Origin of the sequence: Hymenobacter sp. GOD-10R (genome assembly GCF_035609205.1) — a bacterium.
Taxonomy (GTDB): domain Bacteria; phylum Bacteroidota; class Bacteroidia; order Cytophagales; family Hymenobacteraceae; genus Hymenobacter.
Map to the genome: position 1 here is coordinate 5,579,596 of NZ_CP141184.1, position 16,868 is coordinate 5,596,463.

Genomic DNA, 16,868 nt, shown 5'->3' on the forward strand with positions numbered 1-16,868 from the left:
TAGTTTGCGGCTACCATAAAAAAAGCGACTATAAGTCGCTTACTCAAACTGAACTTGCTGCTCTAACTTGTCATTGGTACGCCAAAACTGCTCGGAGCTAACAGGTGCTATTGGCAGTGACACCTGGCGCGTGAAGAAAGATCTGGTTGGCATTAACAAAGAAGTATTACGGTGTAACAGCTTTGCAGTATCCCGGGCAATAACGGACTGCTTGGTGAGCTTACCGACGATAATAAGCGCGAAAAGCAGAGCAAAACGAAGTAACGATTTCATAATTCTTAACTACTTGGATTATGCCTATAGCGGGGCAAAGTTAAGGCCAAAGTGTTGAACTACATAATAAGTAGGCAGAAGAGTTAGAAAATCAACACGTTGCCAATATCTCATCCGTAAGCTCAACATTTCGTACCCAAGGCTGTACACAGCAACTCTGTGTAAAAAACCTAGATTTTATAAATTTCGCCAGATTTATCACCACTCTCCTACCTACCGCTAAGGTAAAGGCTTTGTCTCTGACGGATCGTTGTGTTGGTATTAAGGAAATGTAAATAAATAAGCATCTCCTAATATACCCGTTCAAACGACGCATTTTACGATGGAAGATTAGGTTTGGTTGTTGCCTTTGGCAAAGTTTTTTCGCTTTTACTTAAACTGTTTCACTTAACTGATTATTGTTGTGCGGGTTACCATTCTTCTACTTAGCTACCTTTTATGCCTCAATTTAGTATCCGGCACAGCACAGGCGCAGAAAGTAAAATCTGTTCCGTTTAGCTACTTACCCGAGCGGTCAGATGATCGTTATAACCAGCGTGTACCGCAGAAAACATTGTCCCTTGCCGGTGGCAGCTTCCTGATATTGGCGCACAAGTCAGCTACTGAATACGCCGTCGAACGCTACAGCGCTGATTTACAAAAAACCTGGTCGGCTACAGTGCCGGTCTCAGATGCCGAGCGTATCGATGGCTTCGCGTGCGGTACTCGGCAGGCGCTCGTTGTTATTTATAGCAAAACGAATGCATCCCAGACCTTATCGGCGCAGGCAATTGACCTAGCTACTGGACAGAAAGCACCACTCAAAAAGCTCGTGGAAACAGGAGCCCGCGACCGGCATCCGGGAGTGGCTTTTTCGCCCAACGGCACGAAGCTGGTAGCCTGGAGCTATGCAACCCGCGAGGAGCAGATTCGCGCTATCACAGCAAGTGTGTATGACGAGCAGCTTGCCAAGCTCAAAGACCGCACCTACGACTTCCACGACCTAGGCTCCTTCTTCTCCCCTACCGTTTCGCTGGGCAATGATGGCACACAATACGTCACTATTATCAGTGATGAGATGAAGAAGCTTAGTGTGCGTCGCTACCGCAATGACAATCAAGATGTAAAAGTAATGTCGGTAGCTGTAGGCGGTAGCTTCGGAGGTAAGGCCATCACGGTATTTGATACCAAAATTTCGACGCAGGCGGATAACAATTTGTATGTCGCTGCTATTTGCACCGAGCGCCTAACAGGTCAGTATTACAGCTTGAAACTGGTGAAGTTTGACTTTAATGGCGAGGGCACTATGAAGTTTGCGGATGAGTTCCGGTTTACACCCGAGTACCTAGCTGAAGTAAACAAAGCAACCCAGGGTAGTAGCAAGCGCTTAGAAGACATTTATCTCTCTGACATACTGCTCACTGAAGAAAAGCAACTTGTACTCGTGGCGGAGAAGAAATACGAGGAAGGTGGCGACGAGTCACCTGTCCGGACTAAGGAACTGCACCTGTTTGGCTACAACGAATTCGAAGCTCCTACCTGGCACACCATCATTGCCAAAGACCAAGTAGCACCGCCAGCGGAGTCATTTGCAGGTATTGGCTATAAAGCCACCGTATTTGGTCCCAACGTTCAGCTTTTGACGCAAGAAAAGATCAAGGGCAAGTCGGACTTATATGTGCGCTCGGTGAATGCCCAGACCGGTGTTGTACAGCCCGCGAAAGGTCTCGGATTAAAAGTGGCAAGTGACCAGCAGCTAGCTTACGTCAAAGACTTTACGGCGTGGCTCGATGCGCAAACACTTATCGGTGTAAGCCGTCCTAGTAAGAAGTCGGCTGCCCTAATGTTGAATAAGATTGTGTTAAAGTAATCAAGTTTGCCCTACTACAGAATACAAAAAGGCCGCTCCTAAGTCAGGAGTGGCCTTTTTGTATTTAGTTGAGTACCTAGGCTAGCTTAGTATACGTACTCGTTTGCCTCGATCATAGCAGACGCAATGCGACGGCGTGCTTCTTTGGCATTGAACAGCTCGGCTTTGGTAAAGCGCTTCAAGCCTAGAGCTAACAGGCGCTGCTCATCTCCTTCGGTCATGGAGGCAATGGCGTCTTTGCCAAACTTATTCACCAAATCGACGGCGTCAGACAAGTACACACGAGCAATATCGATCTGGTTCGCCAGTGCTTCCTCGCCTTTTTCGCCAGCTTCTTTCTCCACACGGAGCACGGTGCTTTCGGCAGTATATACCTTGATAGCCATGTCGGCGATGTTCATCAGCACTTCCTGCTCTTTAGCCAACGAGTTCATGTACTTCTGAACGGCTGTGCTGGCTACCATCAGGATAGCTTTCTTAAGGTTCTTGATAGTTTTGTGCTCGGTGGCAAACAGTCCAGTAGGCTCTTCGGCGCCAAAGTCTGGAATAGCCATTAGTTCTTGCTGCACGGCTTGAGCAGGACCCATCAGATCTAGCTCACCTTTCAGACCCTTTTTCAAGATCATATCGACGGCTAGCATTCGGTTGATCTCGTTGGTGCCTTCGAAGATGCGGTTGATACGCGAGTCGCGGTAAGCGCGGTCCATTGGGTAATCGGCCGAGAAGCCGTATCCACCAAAAATCTGCACGCCTTCATCTACCACGAAGTCAAGCACTTCAGAGCCTTCTACCTTCAACATAGCGCACTCAACGGCAAACTCGCGGGCGGCACCTAGCAGCGCTTCGCTGTGACTCTTGCCTTGGGCGAGCAGCTCTTGCTCCATACGGTGAATGTCCATGCCAGCGCGGTAGATAGCTGACTCGACTGCATACGTGCGGATGGCCTGCTCAGCTAACTTGTGGCGAATAGCGCCGAACTTGGAAATCGGCAACTTGAACTGCACTCGCTCATTGGCATACTTCACGCTAGTAGTTACTACGCGCTTCGTAGCACCTAGGCAAGCAGCTGCTAGCTTAATACGGCCAATGTTCAGGATATTGAACGCAATGAGGTGGCCTTTGCCAATCTCACCCAGCACATTTTCCTTTGGCACCTTCACATCAGAAAGGAAGACTTGACGGGTCGAAGAGCCACGGATACCCATTTTGTGCTCCTCGTTGCCGAAGGACAAACCAGGCGTGTCGCGCTCTACGATGAAGCCGGTGAACTTGTCGCCATCAACTTGTGCAAATACGATGAACACATGCGCGAAGCCTGCGTTCGTAATCCACATCTTCTGGCCGTTCAAAACATAGCTCTGGCCGTCCTCGCTTAGCACGGCTTTGCTACGGGCGCCCAGAGCGTCGGAACCAGAGCCGGGCTCGGTGAGGCAATAGGCCCCGATCCACTCACCAGTCGTTAGCTTCGGAATATACTTTTGCTTCTGCTCCTCGGTGCCGAAGTACAGAATCGGCAGCATACCGATACCAGTATGAGCCGCGAAAGCTACTGGGAACGAGTGGCCGCCACCCACGCCTTCGGTCACGAGCAGGGCCGTGTTAAAGTCCATGTCGAAACCGCCGTACTCCGCCGGGATGCTCACGCCGAACAGACCTAGCTCACCAGCTTTTTTCATGAGGTCTTCCATCAGACCTTCTTCGTGGTTGTCGAGGCGCTCCAGAAGCGGGTTTACCTCGTTGTTCACGAAGTCGAGGCAAGTCTGATACATCAGGCGCTGCTCTTCGGAGAACTCAGCGGGTGTGAAAACGTCTTGGGCGTCGGTTTCTTTGATGATAAACTCGCCGCCTTTGATGACTGCTTTGTTTGATACTTCCATGGCTGGGTGAGCGTTGAATATGAAAGGGGAAGAAGGTTCTAATTTACGAAAATTTGTTAGGCTTGCAGCCTATTTTGAGGAAAGAAAACCCCGGTTTCGCGGGGTTTTCTTTTTGTTGTTCTTTGATTTTAATTACAGTTGGCCTAGCCCGTGGTCTTCGATGCTGACGACCTCGGGTATGTTCTGCAAGAAAGAAGACATTACCTGACGCTGCGTTTCAGTAGGTGTTTTGTAGTGTCGAGTACCATCGAGAATGAATGAACAACTTTCGGCATTGCCTGCTATAAAGACAAAGAATCTTTGTTCGTTAGCCAACTCTGAAAATTGCTCCTTTATCTCACTCACTCTAGCTTCACTCAAGCCTAGCTGAAACGTACAGGAGATCCACCATTGTTGGATGTAAAACTCACCTAGGTATTTCTTTTTACGCAGTCGTTTTTTCAAGGCAAGCAGACTGGCTTTACCTACGTTAGATTACTTTAGCAGCTCATAAATACCAGCTACACCCTGGCCACCACCTACACAGGCTGTGACCATGCCGTACTTCTGGCCTCGCTCGCGCAGTTCGTCGAATAATTGAATGCTGAGCTTGGCACCCGAGCAACCCAGCGGGTGACCTAGGGCAATGGCGCCGCCGTTCACGTTGAGCTTATCGGGGTCGATACCTAGCTCGCGTGTTACGGCAATGGATTGAGAAGCAAAAGCTTCATTCAGCTCGATTAAGTCGATGTCGGCTAGCTGCATGTTGGCTTGCTTCAGCACTTTCGGCACGGCTTTGATTGGCCCCATACCCATGATGCGTGGGTCTACGCCTTCCGAAGCATAGGCTACCATACGGGCAATTGGCTCCAGATTTAGCTCCTTTACCATACGCTCCGACATTACGAGCACGAATGCGGCACCGTCGGAGGTTTGAGAAGAGTTGCCAGCTGTAACCGTGCCGTTGGCTGCGAACACAGGCTTGAGGCGTGCCAAGGCCTCCATGGAGGTATCAGCGCGTGGGCCCTCGTCGGTGTCTACCACGAACGAACGGGTTTTCTTCTTGCCTGTAGCCTGATCGACGTAGGTTTCATCTACCGTAATCGGCAGAATCTGCTTCTTGAACTTGCCTTCCTTGATGGCCTTAATGGCTTTCTGGTGCGAGTTGTAAGAGAATTCGTCCTGGTCCTGACGCGAAATCTTGTAGTCATTTGCCACCGCTTCAGCTGTCAAGCCCATGCCGATGTAGTAATCAGGATGCAGTTGAGCTAGCTTGTAGTTCGGAACCGTTTTCCAGCCAACGGTGGGCACCATGCTCATGCTTTCAGTGCCGCCCGCAATAATGCAGTCGGCCATGCCAGCCGTAATCTTGCCGGCCGCCATGGCAATGGTTTCGATGCCCGAGCCGCAATAGCGGTTCACGATCAGGCCAGGCACGTTGATGGGCAGCGCCAATAGTGAAATCATGCGGCCCATTTGCAAACCTTGCTCGGCCTCGGGTACTGCATTACCGACGATTACATCATCAATGCGTGCCGGATCTAACTGAGGCACAGAAGCAACCAAGTGCTTAATGACCTCGGCAGCAAGGTCATCGGGACGCGTGAAACGGAAGCCACCGCGGGTTGCTTTCCCAACCGCTGTGCGGTAGCCAGCTACGATATATGCGTTCATGTTTTTAGTCTTGAAGAAAGTAGAGAATCAGAGCTAGCCTAGCGCTAGTTTCTCAAGGGCTTGCCGGTGGTCAGAATGCTCTGAATACGTTCCAGCGTTTTCCGCTCGCCACACAGGCTGAGGAAGGCTTCGCGCTCCAAATCCAGCAAGTACTGTTCGCTCACTTCCGTCGGGTACGACAGGTCTCCGCCGGTCATGACGTAGGCTAGCTTGTTCGCTATCTTAACATCATGATCGGAAATGTAGTTGCCTTCCCGCATGGCATGCACACCAGTCAGGAACATGGCTAGCGCACCCGTGCCGTGCACTTTGATGTTGGTTTTCTGCGTGGGCTGGGTGTAGCCCGCACTCGCTAGCTCCAGCGCGGCGGCTTTGGCTTGGGCAATAACGCGGTTGCTGTTCACCGCCACTTCGTCGCCACGACGCATGAAACCTAGGTCGAAGGCTTCGGCGGCCGACGTCGAAACCTTGGCCGTGCTGATGGTCATGTAGGTGTTGCGCAGCAGGTTAAATTCTGGCTCGCCTTCCTCGTACTTAGCTGCTGTGCGCAAGGTCATTTCCTTGGTACCGCCACCACCGGGAATCAGGCCTACGCCGAATTCCACGAGACCCATGTAGGTTTCGGCAGCCGCTACTACTCGGTCGCAGTGCAGGTTCAGCTCGCAGCCGCCACCTAGGCTCAAACCGTGCGGCGCGCCCACTACCGGAATGCTGCTGTAGCGCATGCGCATCATGGCTTGCTGGAACTGCCGAATCATCAGGTTCAGTTCGTCGTAATCCTGCTCCAGCGCAAACATGTACACCAGACCTAGGTTAGCGCCCGCCGAGAAGTTCGGCGCGTCGTTACCGACAACCAACCCTTCATAGCCTTGCTCAGCCATGTCTACGCCTTTCATCAGGCCTTGAATCACATCCGAGCCCATGGCGTTCATCTTGCTATGGAACTCCACGTTCAAGATGCCGTCACCTAAGTCGATAACGCTGGCGCCCGAGTTCTTCCACAACACTTTGCCGGCCGAGCGCAGGTTTTCGAGAATGATAAAGTTCTCGACGCCCGGAATAGCTTGGTAGCTCTTCGACTCGGGGTCATAGAATTGCTTCGCGCCTTGCTCCGATACTTTATAGAAAGTCGAGTTGCCGGCAGCTAGCATCTCCTCCACCCACGGCGCTACCGTTTTGCCTTCCGCTTTAGCCAGCTCCAAGCCTTTCTGCACACCTAGGGCATCCCAGGTTTCGAAAGGGCCTTGCTCCCAGCCAAAACCAGCTCGTAGCGCATCATCAATCTTATAAAGCGCGTCGGTGATTTCGGGGATGCGGTTGCTCACGTAAGCAAACAAGCCCGCGAACATCTTCCGGTAAAACTCGCCCGCCTTGTCTTTGCCGCCAACCAGCACCTTATAGCGGTCCGACAGCTTTTCGATGAGTTTAGTAGACTCCAGCGTAGGGAACTTCACCTTCTGACTCGGCTTGTACTCCATCGTAGCTAGGTCGAGGGCGTAGATTTCGGACTTGCCGCCCTCCCCTTTCACCTTCTTGTAGAAGCCCTGGCCAGTTTTATCGCCAAGCCACTTGTTCTCGCCCATCTTCTGCACGAAGTCAGGCAACTGGAATACTTCTTTAGCTTCGTCGTTTGGCAGACCTTGGGCTAGGCCGTTGGTCACGTTAATAGTCGTGTCCAGCCCTACGACATCCGACGTGCGCAGGGTAGCAGACTTCGCGTGGCCAATTACTGGCCCGGTGAGCTTGTCGACTTCTTCTACCGTCAGACCTAGCTTCTGCATGTTCTGCATCACGTCGAGCATGGCAAACACGCCCACACGGTTAGCAATGAAGCCTTGCGTGTCTTTGGCCAGCACGGTGGTCTTACCTAGGTACAAGTCGCCGTAGTGCATCAGGAAATCAACCACAGCCGGATCAGTCTCCGGCGTTGGTATAACTTCAAGCAACTTCAGGTAGCGGGGCGGATTGAAGAAGTGCGTGCCGCAGAAGTTTTTCTTGAAGTCGTCGGAACGTCCTTCCGCCAGCAGGTGAATCGGAATGCCGGAAGTGTTCGACGTAATGAGGGTGCCAGGCTTGCGAACCTTCTCGACCTTCTCGTACAAGCTCTGCTTGATATCAAGGCGCTCGACCACGACCTCAATGGCCCAGTCGCAGGAGGCAATATCTTTTAGGTTGTCGTCGAAGTTACCCGTTTTGATGCGGGTAGCATCTGCCTTGCGGTAGAGCGGCGAGGGGTTACTCGCCACGGCAGCCTGCAAGGAGCTGTTTACGATGCGGTTGCGCACGGCGGGGGCTTCCAGCGTCAGGCCTTTGGCTTGTTCGTCGGCCGTCAGCTCGCGGGGCACAATGTCGAGTAGCAGCACTTGCACGCCAATGTTGGCGAAGTGGCACGCAATGCGCGACCCCATAACGCCGGAGCCGAGCACGGCAACTTTCTTGATGGTTCGGTTCATTCCAGAAAGGAAGTGGGTGAGAGAATGAGCGAAGAAATAATTGAGGAAACTTCTCCCTAGCCTAGGCAGAAGTTTTCTCAGGGTGAGGCTTCAGAATAAAATCGTCGAACAGCGTTTTGCCTTCAATCATGCCGCTGATCTGCCCAACTACTTTGAAGAACACGTCGAGCTGCGATTGAGAAACTTTCTCGCGGATCTTCAGATTGAAGTGACGTACCGTCTGCCGCGAGATTTCCTTTTTCTTCAAGCCTTCTGGTGTCAGAAAGATGCGCACCGAGCGTTTATCTAACTGATCAGCTTGTTTGTAGATCAGGCCTTTCTCCTCCATGCTGCGCAGAATGCGCGTCAGGCTGCGTGTCTCGAGCCCAAGCAGCGGCGCAATCTTAGTAGCGGGCGTACCATTTTCCTGATCAATATTCAGCAGCACGAAGCCAATACTGGTCGTAATGTCGTACTTGGCAGCTTGCGCATTGTACATGCGTGAAATAGCGTGCCAGGCTACTTTGATGTTATAATCAACGGTTTCTTCCGGTTTCATAGGAGGGGCGAAGTCCGGTAAATCTACAAAGAATATAGTATGCTTGCATACTAATTTAAGAGAAAAAAGTTAGGGTCAACGACAGCTTTGGTCATTAGCTTGTCGTTGACCCTTGCTTATAGCAGCCTAGCTACTTCAGTGATGTACGCCCTGATGATACAGGCTCTCGATCAGTTCTTTGTTGTTCTCCGTGATAATTTTCCGCTTCAGCTTCATGGTAGGCGTCATTTCACCGGTTTCCACGGTCCAAAGGCGCGGCAGCAGCACAATCTTCTTGACCTGCTCCCAATGGGCGAAGTTTTGGTTGTATTTCTTCACCAAATCCTCGTAGAGCTTTACCACTTGCTCGTTTTTCACCAGCTCTTCTGCTGAACCGCTGCACTCCACGTTGTTGCGCTTGCACCAGTTACGCAGGTCATCGAACGACGGTATTACCAGCGCAGCCGGAAACTTCTGGTCGGCACCCACCACCATCACCTGCTCCACTAGCGGCGACTCCTTCATTTTCCCTTCAATCACCTGGGGTGCGATATACTTGCCACCCGAAGTTTTGAACATCTCCTTCTTGCGGTCGGTGATTTTCAGGAAACGACCATTCACGAATTCGCCGATGTCGCCGGTGTGAAACCAGCCATCGGCGTCGATGGTCTCTTTGGTGAGGTCGGGGCGGTTGTAGTAGCCTTTCATCACCGATGCTGATCGGGTCAAAATCTCGCCGTCGGGCGCAAGCTTAACCTCTACGTTGTCAATCAGCGGTCCAACGGTGCCAATCATGTTGTTTTCAGGTTCGTAGCCGCCCACAGCAATAACGGGCGAGGTCTCGGTCAGACCGTAGCCTTCCATCACCCGAATGCCCGCCGCCCAGAACACCCGCGCCAAACGCGGCTGTAAGGCTCCGCCGCCCGACACAATACAGCGCAACTCTCCGCCCAGCGCCTCGCGCCACTTATTGAAGATGAGCTTATTGGCCAACGTCAGCTGGGTATTGTAGAGGAAGCCTTGGCTTTGCTGCGTGTCGTACTTCAGACCTAGGTTCAAGGCCCAGAAAAACAAGCTTTTCTTTGCGCCTTCCAACTCGTGGCCTTTCGCCACGATCTTGTCGTACACTTTCTCCAACAAACGCGGCACGGTCGTGAAGATCTGGGGCTTTACCTCACGCAGATTTTCGGCAATGCTCTCCATGCTCTCGGCGTAGTAGATGCTCACACCATTGATCATGTAGATGTAGGTCACCATACGCTCAAAAATGTGGCAGAGCGGCAGGAAACTTAGGGCTTTATCTGCTTTAGTAACGGGCACATAGGGTTGCGCGCTACGGCAGTTGCTCAGGATATTGTTGTGTGTGAGCATCACGCCTTTCGGGCTGCCGGTGGTACCGCTCGTGTAAATGAGCGTGAGCAGATCATCAGGCTGCACAGCGGCCTTCAGCGGCTCCAGCAGCTGTGCGTCACTTTGCTTACCTAGGTTCAGCAACTCGTCAAAATGACGCGCGTTTGGCAACTTATCGAAGGAGAAGATGTGCTCGACCTCCGGCAGTTCGGCAGTAGCTTCCTGCACTTTGTCGTAGAGCTTGTGGTCGGCCACAAACACCACTTTCACGCCGGCATCACGGAAGATGTACTTATAGTCTTCCACAGTGATGCTCGGGTACATGGGCACGCTCACGGCTCCGATTTGCGCAATACCAAAATCGGCCAGCATCCACTCGGGGCGGTTCATTGAGATGATAGCCACTTTATCATCTTTTTGTACCCCTAGCTTCAGCAGGCCCAGGCTTACCTGATTCGCCAAATCCTGAACCTGTTGGGTACTCGTTTTTTGCCAACTGCCGTCTATTTTGGCGGTAAGGCAATCAGGTTTAGGAAAATTCGTGAGCTGATTGGGTAGGATATCAAATGTGCGGCGCACTTCCATACAAAAGGCACAAGGGTGGGAATTACAGTTTAAAGTAATAGTTTTTTACTGGAAAAACGCGTTTCGTTCTTGCTTAGGCTGCGGAAGAGTACCAAAGCCGCTGAAGCGCTACGGGGTTTTGTGTAGTTTTGCTTAGTTGTTTTTTTGCGTTCAATGAACCTGGCCCTTTTCTTTGACCCGCTTCGCGAGGAACTTATCGCTTCTGGTTCTACTCTCTCCACGCTGGCCATCTGTGCCTCGCCATTCGTAGATAATTTTCCGGACTGGCGCAATGCAGACCTAGCTATCATCGGCTTGGACGAATGGCGCGGTAGTGCTCTCGGCGCTCCTGCCGTGCACGGTGCCGACGAAGTGCGTAGCCGCTTCTACCAATTACAGAAAGGTACCAGCTCCGTGCGCTTGGTTGACCTCGGCAACTTGCGCCCCGGCCTCACCCTGGAAGACACGTACCTGCGGCTGCGCGAGATTGTGGCAATGCTACTGGAGCACAACACGCTGCCGCTGTTGGTGGGCGGTAGCCCCGACCTAGACTACGGGCAGTTTCTAGCCTACGAAACGCAGGACCGTCCGATCAGCTTTGCCGCCATCGATTCGCGGGTCGATATGGCCGAGCATGCCTCCGCGCCTCAGGAGGAAGCGCATTTGCGGCGCATCCTTATGTACGAGCCTAACTTCTTGTTCAACTTCGTGCAGCTTGCCTATCAGCAGTATCTGGTGGCGCCCGATGTCTTGGTGGCCCTAGAAAAGCTGCATTTTGAGAAGCTGCGGCTAGGAGAAATCCACGCGGACGTGTGCCAAGCGGAGTTGCTATTGCGTCAAGCCGACCTTGTGAGTTTTGATGTGGCGGCGCTACGCTGGATTAGCGCGCCAGCATATCAACCGGCCAACCCATTTGGCCTCACGGGCGAAGAAGCCGCGCAGCTTGCTTGGTACGCCGGCCACAGCGACCATCTCAGCAGCTTTGGCCTCTACGGCTACCGCCCCGACCACGACGAGCAAGGCCTAGCTGCCATGACGCTAGCAACCATGCTCTGGTACTTCATTGAAGGCTTCTACCATCGCAGCAAGGACAAAGATTTCCAAAGTGCCAACTTCACACGCTACTTGGTCAGTCTCTCCGACACTCCTGAAACGGTAGTGTTCTACAAAGCCAACTACGGCGAGAAGTGGTGGGTGGAAGTAGAAAGTATGGCCAACAGCACTCTCAAGCGGCTTGTGCCCTGCACGTATGAAGAGTACCAGGAGGCAGTTCATGGTATCTTGCCCAACCGTTGGTATCTCACGCAAGCCTTGCTGGGCTAGCAATTTGTCATTGATCGGTTGTCAATACTTGTCTACACCCCAGCGTTGAAAAGTGCATTTGCCAGCAGTTGCTTCCTCATAGTTGGTGCCTGTTAATTGACAACTATTAATTCATCAATGATACCTGACCTACCGGAATACACGCGGACGCAGCTTTCCTTGCGCAATGGGCAGGACCGCGACGAAATCTGGGTAGCGTACCTAGGTCTGATTTATGACGTGAGCCGTTCCCGCTTATGGCGCCGTGGCAATCATTATGAACATTGGGCGGGGCAAGATCTTACGAAGGAATTGCAGCAAGATGCCCCGCATACCGAGCATGTATTTGATAATTTTCCAGTTATTGGTCGGCTGAAAGACGCTGTGCCATCTGGTAGCTAAGGCACACCTGCTTATCGCTTACTATTCCTCATCATCCACTGCACCATCCGTGAGCACTACCGAAAGCCCTTCTCTCTTCAACAATCTCGAAACGCTTTCCACGCACGAGCTGCTCACGGGCATCAACAGCATGGATCAGACGGTGCCAGCTGCCGTAGCCAAGGCACTGCCCCAAATAGAGGCCTTGGTAGAAGCCACCGTAGCTAGGCTCCGCGAGGGCGGACGGCTATTTTACATTGGCGCAGGTACAAGCGGAAGACTAGGTATTCTGGATGCGTCGGAGTGCCCGCCTACATTTGGCGTGCCGCAGGGGCTGGTCATTGGCATCATTGCGGGCGGCGACACAGCTATTCGCAAAGCCGTAGAAAACGCTGAAGACGACACCGAGCAAGCCTGGCGCGATTTGCAAGCCTACAACATCAACGAGAAAGACATGCTCGTCGGCATTGCCGCATCTGGGCGCACGCCGTACGTCATTGGTGGTTTGCAACAAGCTAGGCAGCAAGGTATTGCAACGGGCTGCATCGTGTGCAACGCCGACTCGGCCGTAGCCGCCGCCGCCGAGTTTCCGGTGGAAGTCGTAACAGGCCCGGAATTCCTGACGGGTAGCACGCGCATGAAAGCTGGCACCGCGCAAAAGCTTGCACTCAACATGCTTACCACTGCCACCATGATTCGGCTAGGTCGAGTGAAGGGCAACAAGATGGTGGATATGCAGCTCTCCAACCACAAGCTCGTCGACCGTGGCGAACGGATGCTGATGGACGAGCTAGGTATTGAACAACCCGAGGCTGCCACTTTGCTGAAGCAGCACGGCTCGGTACGGGCAGCGCTGGAGGCAAATAAGAATCCGTAGAAAGGCTTAACCGATCAACTAAATTTCTTCAGCTAGGTGGAACAGAACGCAGCACAGTGCGTTTTTATCAGTACAACTAACAGCTTCCCCTGTGCATACCATCGAGCCGCACTACAACTGGATTGAGCAGTATTCTGCATCAGAAGATCCTCGCTCGCCCCTTTTCGAAGCCGAGAACAGCCTCGACACATTTACCAATACGATTTACGGCTACTACATTCACCCGCAGTGGGATAGTCTGGAGTCGGACACGCTGTTCCTGAAAATCTTATTCGTCGACTACGACCTAGGTCTTGGCGTCATCGAGTTTATCGGCGAGTGGAACGATGCCATTGAGAATGACATCATGCAGCTCAAGCGTAACATCATCGACTTGATGACGCACGAGGGTATTCGGAAGTTTATCCTCATCGGCGAGAACGTGTTCAACTTCCACGGCTCCGACGACAGCTACTACGAAGAGTGGTTTGAAGACGTGGAAGACGGCTGGATCGCGGGTATCAACTTTCAAGAGCACGTCATCCGTGAGATGCATCAGTACAACATCGATAACTACGTCAACTTCGGTGGGAAACTTGATGAGTTGCCCTGGCGCACCTATGCGCCACGTAAGCTGTTCGACGTAGTAGACGGTCTAATTCAGCGGCGGCTAGGCTAGCTGTTCCTCTTGAAGGCAGAAGACCCGTGTCGTGCTTTGCAGGCCTCATCACGATACCAAATTAAGCACAACAAAAAGGGCTTCTCCTGATCGGAGAAGCCCTTTTTGTTGTGCTTAGCGCGACTACGACTACTTAGCGTCGGTCGAGTCAGCAGCGTCTTCCATTTTGTCGGCAGTAGCATCAGCTGAGTCACGTACGGCGTCAGCTTTCTCTTCCATAGCGTCAGCTTTAGCTTCGCCAGCAGCTTCTACGTTGTCAGCAGCTTGCTCAGTAGTATCTTCTTTTTTGCTGTCGCAAGAAGTGAACGAGAACGAAGCAGCAGCCAGAGCAAGGAACAATACCTTTTTCATGTTGTAGGTTTTTTGAGAGGGTTGAGTTTCTGATTTCGTGATTTCAGCCACAAGCCTAAGACTAGCAAATGGCGAAATCTGTGGCTTTATACACTCAACTGTAGAAGGTAACCCTGGCCCTCAGAAAAAATTTTGATTTTTTCTTCAATACACAAAAAGGACGGGCTCTTACCCTAGGTTTCCCTTTGGCAGCGCTCGTCCTTTTTGTGTATTAGAAGCTTACGACCAAGCTTTATTTCTTGCGGAACACGATACCAATTGGTACGCCCGTGAAGTCAAAGTTTTCGCGCAATCGGTTCTCCAAGTAGCGGGTGTAGCTTTCCTTCACGTACTGCGGCAAGTTGCAGAAGAAAGCAAAAACCGGATTGTGCGTCGGCAGCTGCGTAGCGTATTTGATGCGCACCAATTTGCCTTTGGTAGCAGGCGGCGGATACTTCTCGATTTCTTGGAGCATCACCTCGTTTAGTTGCGAGGTAGGCACCTTTTTCATCTTGTTGTTATACACCTCGATGGCCGTTTCAATGGCCTTGTGCACACGCTGCTTGTTCAGCACGGAGATGAACACGATAGGCGGATAGCTAATTGGCGCAATCTTCTCCAGAATTTTCTCCTCGAACTCCTTAGCCGTATTGGTTTGCTTGTCCTCGATGAGGTCCCACTTGTTCACCAAGATTACGATGCCCTTGCGGTTCTTGTCGGCTAGGGTGATGATGTTCACGTCCTGTGCTTCAATGCCACGGGTAGCGTCGAGCATCACCACGCACACATCCGACTCTTCCATAGCTCGGATGGCTCGTAGCACGGAGTAGAATTCAATGTCTTCGTTGACTTTGCTCTTGCGGCGCAAACCAGCCGTATCGACCAAGATGAACTCGTTGCCGAACGCGTTGTAGCGCGCCTGGATCGAGTCGCGGGTAGTGCCGGCAATGTCCGTCACGATACTACGGTCGGTACCAAGCAGCAGGTTCACAAAGCTCGACTTACCCGCGTTTGGGCGGCCAACGACGGCAATCTTAGGAATACCGGCGTCGGGCTCTTCTACACCTTCTTCTTCGAAGTGGCTTACCACGGCATCAAGCAAGTCGCCGGTACCGGAGCCGCTCTGGCTGCTGATGGTGAAGATGTCGCCTTCCCCTAGACCTAGGGCATAGAATTCGCCAGCGGAGTGAGCACGGGCGTTTGTGTCAGCCTTGTTGGCAACCAAATAAATAGGCTTCTGCCCTTCGTAACGGCGCAGTACGTTGGCAAACTCCTCGTCGAGCGGGTGCAAGCCAGCGTCCACGTCTACCATGAACAGAACCACGTCGGCTTCTTCAATAGCTAGCTTTACCTGCTTGTTGATTTCGCCCTCAAAAATATCTTCGGAGTTGTGCACGTACCCGCCCGTATCAATCACGGTGTAGTACTTGCCAATCCACTCGCCGTAGCCATAGTGCCGGTCGCGGGTCACACCGCTCTGGTTATCCATGATGGCCTTGCGCTGGCCTACCAGACGGTTAAAAAGGGTGGATTTGCCCACGTTGGGGCGCCCCACAATTGCAATGGTATTATGCATGATGTCGACTCCAGCCGCCGGCCCGACCAAGTTCGGCAGTGCCCGGAGTAGTTAAGTGAAAGTGAGGTCGGAAAAATTATCTGAGCGTCATGCTGAGCTTGTCGAAGCATCTCTACTGCAACAGTAAACCTGACGATTGGAGTTACTTTGGCGGTAGAGATGCTTCGACAAGCTCAGCATGACGTTCGCTTTTTATTATTGGTACCCGAAGCGGTTCAAGGCTTTGGGATCGGTGCGCCAGTTTTCGTTGACTTTGACGTGAATTTCGAGGAAGACCTTCTTCAGGAAGAACTTCTCCATTTCCTCACGCGCCCAAGTACCTACTTTCTTTAGCGCTTCGCCTTTTTGGCCGATGATGATTCCTTTTTGGCTGCTGCGTTCCACGTAGATGGTAGAGCGCATCCGAATGATGTCTTCCTCTTCCTTGAACTCATCAACGGATACTTCGCAGCTGTACGGAACCTCTTTCTTGTACAGCTTAAAGATCTTCTCCCGAATCATTTCGGCAGCGAAGAAACGCTCCGGCTTATCCGTTAGTTCATCTTTTGGGTAATACGGTGGGTGCACGGGCAAACGCTCCAGCACCATTTTCAGCACCTGGTCTGTGTTAAATTTTTCGAGGGCCGAGATGGGCAGTACTTCGGTAGCATTGGGCAGGTGCTCTTTCCAGTAGGCTAGCTTTTCCTCGACCTCGACCTGGTCAGCTTGGTCAATCTTATTGACCAGCAGCATAATCGGCACTTCCGTTTTGCGCAAGCGCTCTACAATCGGCTCCTCATCGTGCTTTTCGTAGATGTCCGTCACGAAAAGGATAACATCAGCATCTTCCAATGACGAGTACACGAAGCTCATCATGGCATTGTGCAGCTCATACTTGGGCTGAATGATGCCGGGGGTATCGGAGTATACGAGTTGAAAATCGTCGCCGTTCAAAATGCCCAGGATGCGGTGACGGGTCGTCTGGGCTTTGCTGGTGACGATGCTGAGCCGCTCGCCCACTAGCGCGTTCATTAGCGTCGACTTGCCTACGTTTGGCTTGCCGATAATGCTCACAAAGCCAGCGCGGTGCGGATTAGGTTCAGGGTTCACGGTGTTTTCAAAATTAGCCTGCAAAGGTACGACTTTGCGGCGATGCTTGCATGGTACGCAGGAAAATCAGTTGATTATCAACTCAAACCCATCATCACGCTGTTTAGGATAGACACGGT

The 16,868-nt window shown here is 52.1% G+C and carries 15 protein-coding genes; 5 read left to right on the forward strand and 10 right to left on the reverse strand.

The genetic code is table 11. The annotated features are described in order from the left end of the window. Positions 1–39: 39 nt before the first annotated feature. Positions 40–273 (reverse strand): hypothetical protein, encoded by a 234-nt coding sequence (locus SD425_RS22270; protein WP_324672385.1) that lies wholly within the window; start codon positions 271–273, stop codon positions 40–42. A gap of 553 nt (positions 274–826) precedes the next feature. On the opposite strand from SD425_RS22270, the gene SD425_RS22275 reads away from it, so the two are divergent. Next, positions 827–2,122, forward strand: a complete 1,296-nt coding sequence (locus SD425_RS22275; protein WP_324672388.1) for a hypothetical protein — start codon at positions 827–829, stop codon at positions 2,120–2,122. Between the two features lie 86 nt (positions 2,123–2,208). Here SD425_RS22275 and SD425_RS22280 read toward each other — a convergent pair whose 3' ends face one another. The 6 genes from SD425_RS22280 to SD425_RS22305 all read right to left on the reverse strand — a co-directional run bounded on the left by SD425_RS22280 (position 2,209) and on the right by SD425_RS22305 (position 10,557). Then, positions 2,209–3,999 (reverse strand): acyl-CoA dehydrogenase family protein, encoded by a 1,791-nt coding sequence (locus tag SD425_RS22280; protein ID WP_324672390.1) that lies wholly within the window; start codon positions 3,997–3,999, stop codon positions 2,209–2,211. Positions 4,000–4,131: 132 nt separating this feature from the next. Then, positions 4,132–4,443, reverse strand: a complete 312-nt coding sequence (locus SD425_RS22285; RefSeq protein WP_324672392.1) for a 50S ribosome-binding protein YggL — start codon at positions 4,441–4,443, stop codon at positions 4,132–4,134. A gap of 30 nt (positions 4,444–4,473) precedes the next feature. Then, the gene (locus SD425_RS22290) at positions 4,474–5,652 is read right to left on the reverse strand and encodes an acetyl-CoA C-acyltransferase (RefSeq protein ID WP_324672395.1); all 1,179 of its coding nucleotides are present in this window, start codon (positions 5,650–5,652) and stop codon (positions 4,474–4,476) included. 44 nt (positions 5,653–5,696) lie between these two features. Then, positions 5,697–8,105 (reverse strand): 3-hydroxyacyl-CoA dehydrogenase/enoyl-CoA hydratase family protein, encoded by a 2,409-nt coding sequence (locus tag SD425_RS22295; protein WP_324672398.1) that lies wholly within the window; start codon positions 8,103–8,105, stop codon positions 5,697–5,699. Positions 8,106–8,166: 61 nt separating this feature from the next. Next, positions 8,167–8,643: a MarR family winged helix-turn-helix transcriptional regulator gene (locus SD425_RS22300; RefSeq protein WP_324672400.1), complete on the reverse strand. Its 477-nt coding sequence runs from the start codon at positions 8,641–8,643 to the stop codon at positions 8,167–8,169. A gap of 135 nt (positions 8,644–8,778) precedes the next feature. After that, entirely contained in the window at positions 8,779–10,557 is a 1,779-nt protein-coding gene (locus SD425_RS22305) for a long-chain fatty acid--CoA ligase (RefSeq protein WP_324672404.1), read from the reverse strand. Positions 10,558–10,710: 153 nt separating this feature from the next. Between SD425_RS22305 and SD425_RS22310 the strand changes: the two genes are divergently transcribed. The 4 genes from SD425_RS22310 (at position 10,711) to SD425_RS22325 (ending at position 13,754) form a co-directional block, all read left to right on the forward strand. Then, on the forward strand, positions 10,711–11,859 hold the full coding sequence (locus SD425_RS22310) for a formimidoylglutamase (protein WP_324672406.1): 1,149 nt from the start codon (positions 10,711–10,713) through the stop codon (positions 11,857–11,859). 117 nt (positions 11,860–11,976) lie between these two features. Beyond that, positions 11,977–12,240 (forward strand): cytochrome b5 domain-containing protein, encoded by a 264-nt coding sequence (locus SD425_RS22315; RefSeq protein ID WP_324672408.1) that lies wholly within the window; start codon positions 11,977–11,979, stop codon positions 12,238–12,240. Between the two features lie 49 nt (positions 12,241–12,289). Continuing rightward, a complete protein-coding gene (gene murQ, locus SD425_RS22320) occupies positions 12,290–13,096 on the forward strand; it encodes an N-acetylmuramic acid 6-phosphate etherase (RefSeq protein WP_324672410.1) in 807 nt (268 codons plus the stop codon). A 91-nt stretch (positions 13,097–13,187) separates the two neighbouring features. Further along, on the forward strand, positions 13,188–13,754 hold the full coding sequence (locus tag SD425_RS22325) for a hypothetical protein (RefSeq protein ID WP_324672412.1): 567 nt from the start codon (positions 13,188–13,190) through the stop codon (positions 13,752–13,754). Positions 13,755–13,883: 129 nt separating this feature from the next. Here SD425_RS22325 and SD425_RS22330 read toward each other — a convergent pair whose 3' ends face one another. The 3 genes from SD425_RS22330 to era all read right to left on the reverse strand — a co-directional run bounded on the left by SD425_RS22330 (position 13,884) and on the right by era (position 16,749). Further along, positions 13,884–14,156 (reverse strand): hypothetical protein, encoded by a 273-nt coding sequence (locus SD425_RS22330; protein ID WP_324672414.1) that lies wholly within the window; start codon positions 14,154–14,156, stop codon positions 13,884–13,886. A 181-nt stretch (positions 14,157–14,337) separates the two neighbouring features. Then, on the reverse strand, positions 14,338–15,660 hold the full coding sequence (gene der / locus SD425_RS22335) for a ribosome biogenesis GTPase Der (RefSeq protein ID WP_324672416.1): 1,323 nt from the start codon (positions 15,658–15,660) through the stop codon (positions 14,338–14,340). A 195-nt stretch (positions 15,661–15,855) separates the two neighbouring features. After that, on the reverse strand, positions 15,856–16,749 hold the full coding sequence (era, locus tag SD425_RS22340) for a GTPase Era (RefSeq protein WP_324672419.1): 894 nt from the start codon (positions 16,747–16,749) through the stop codon (positions 15,856–15,858). Positions 16,750–16,868: the final 119 nt, after the last annotated feature.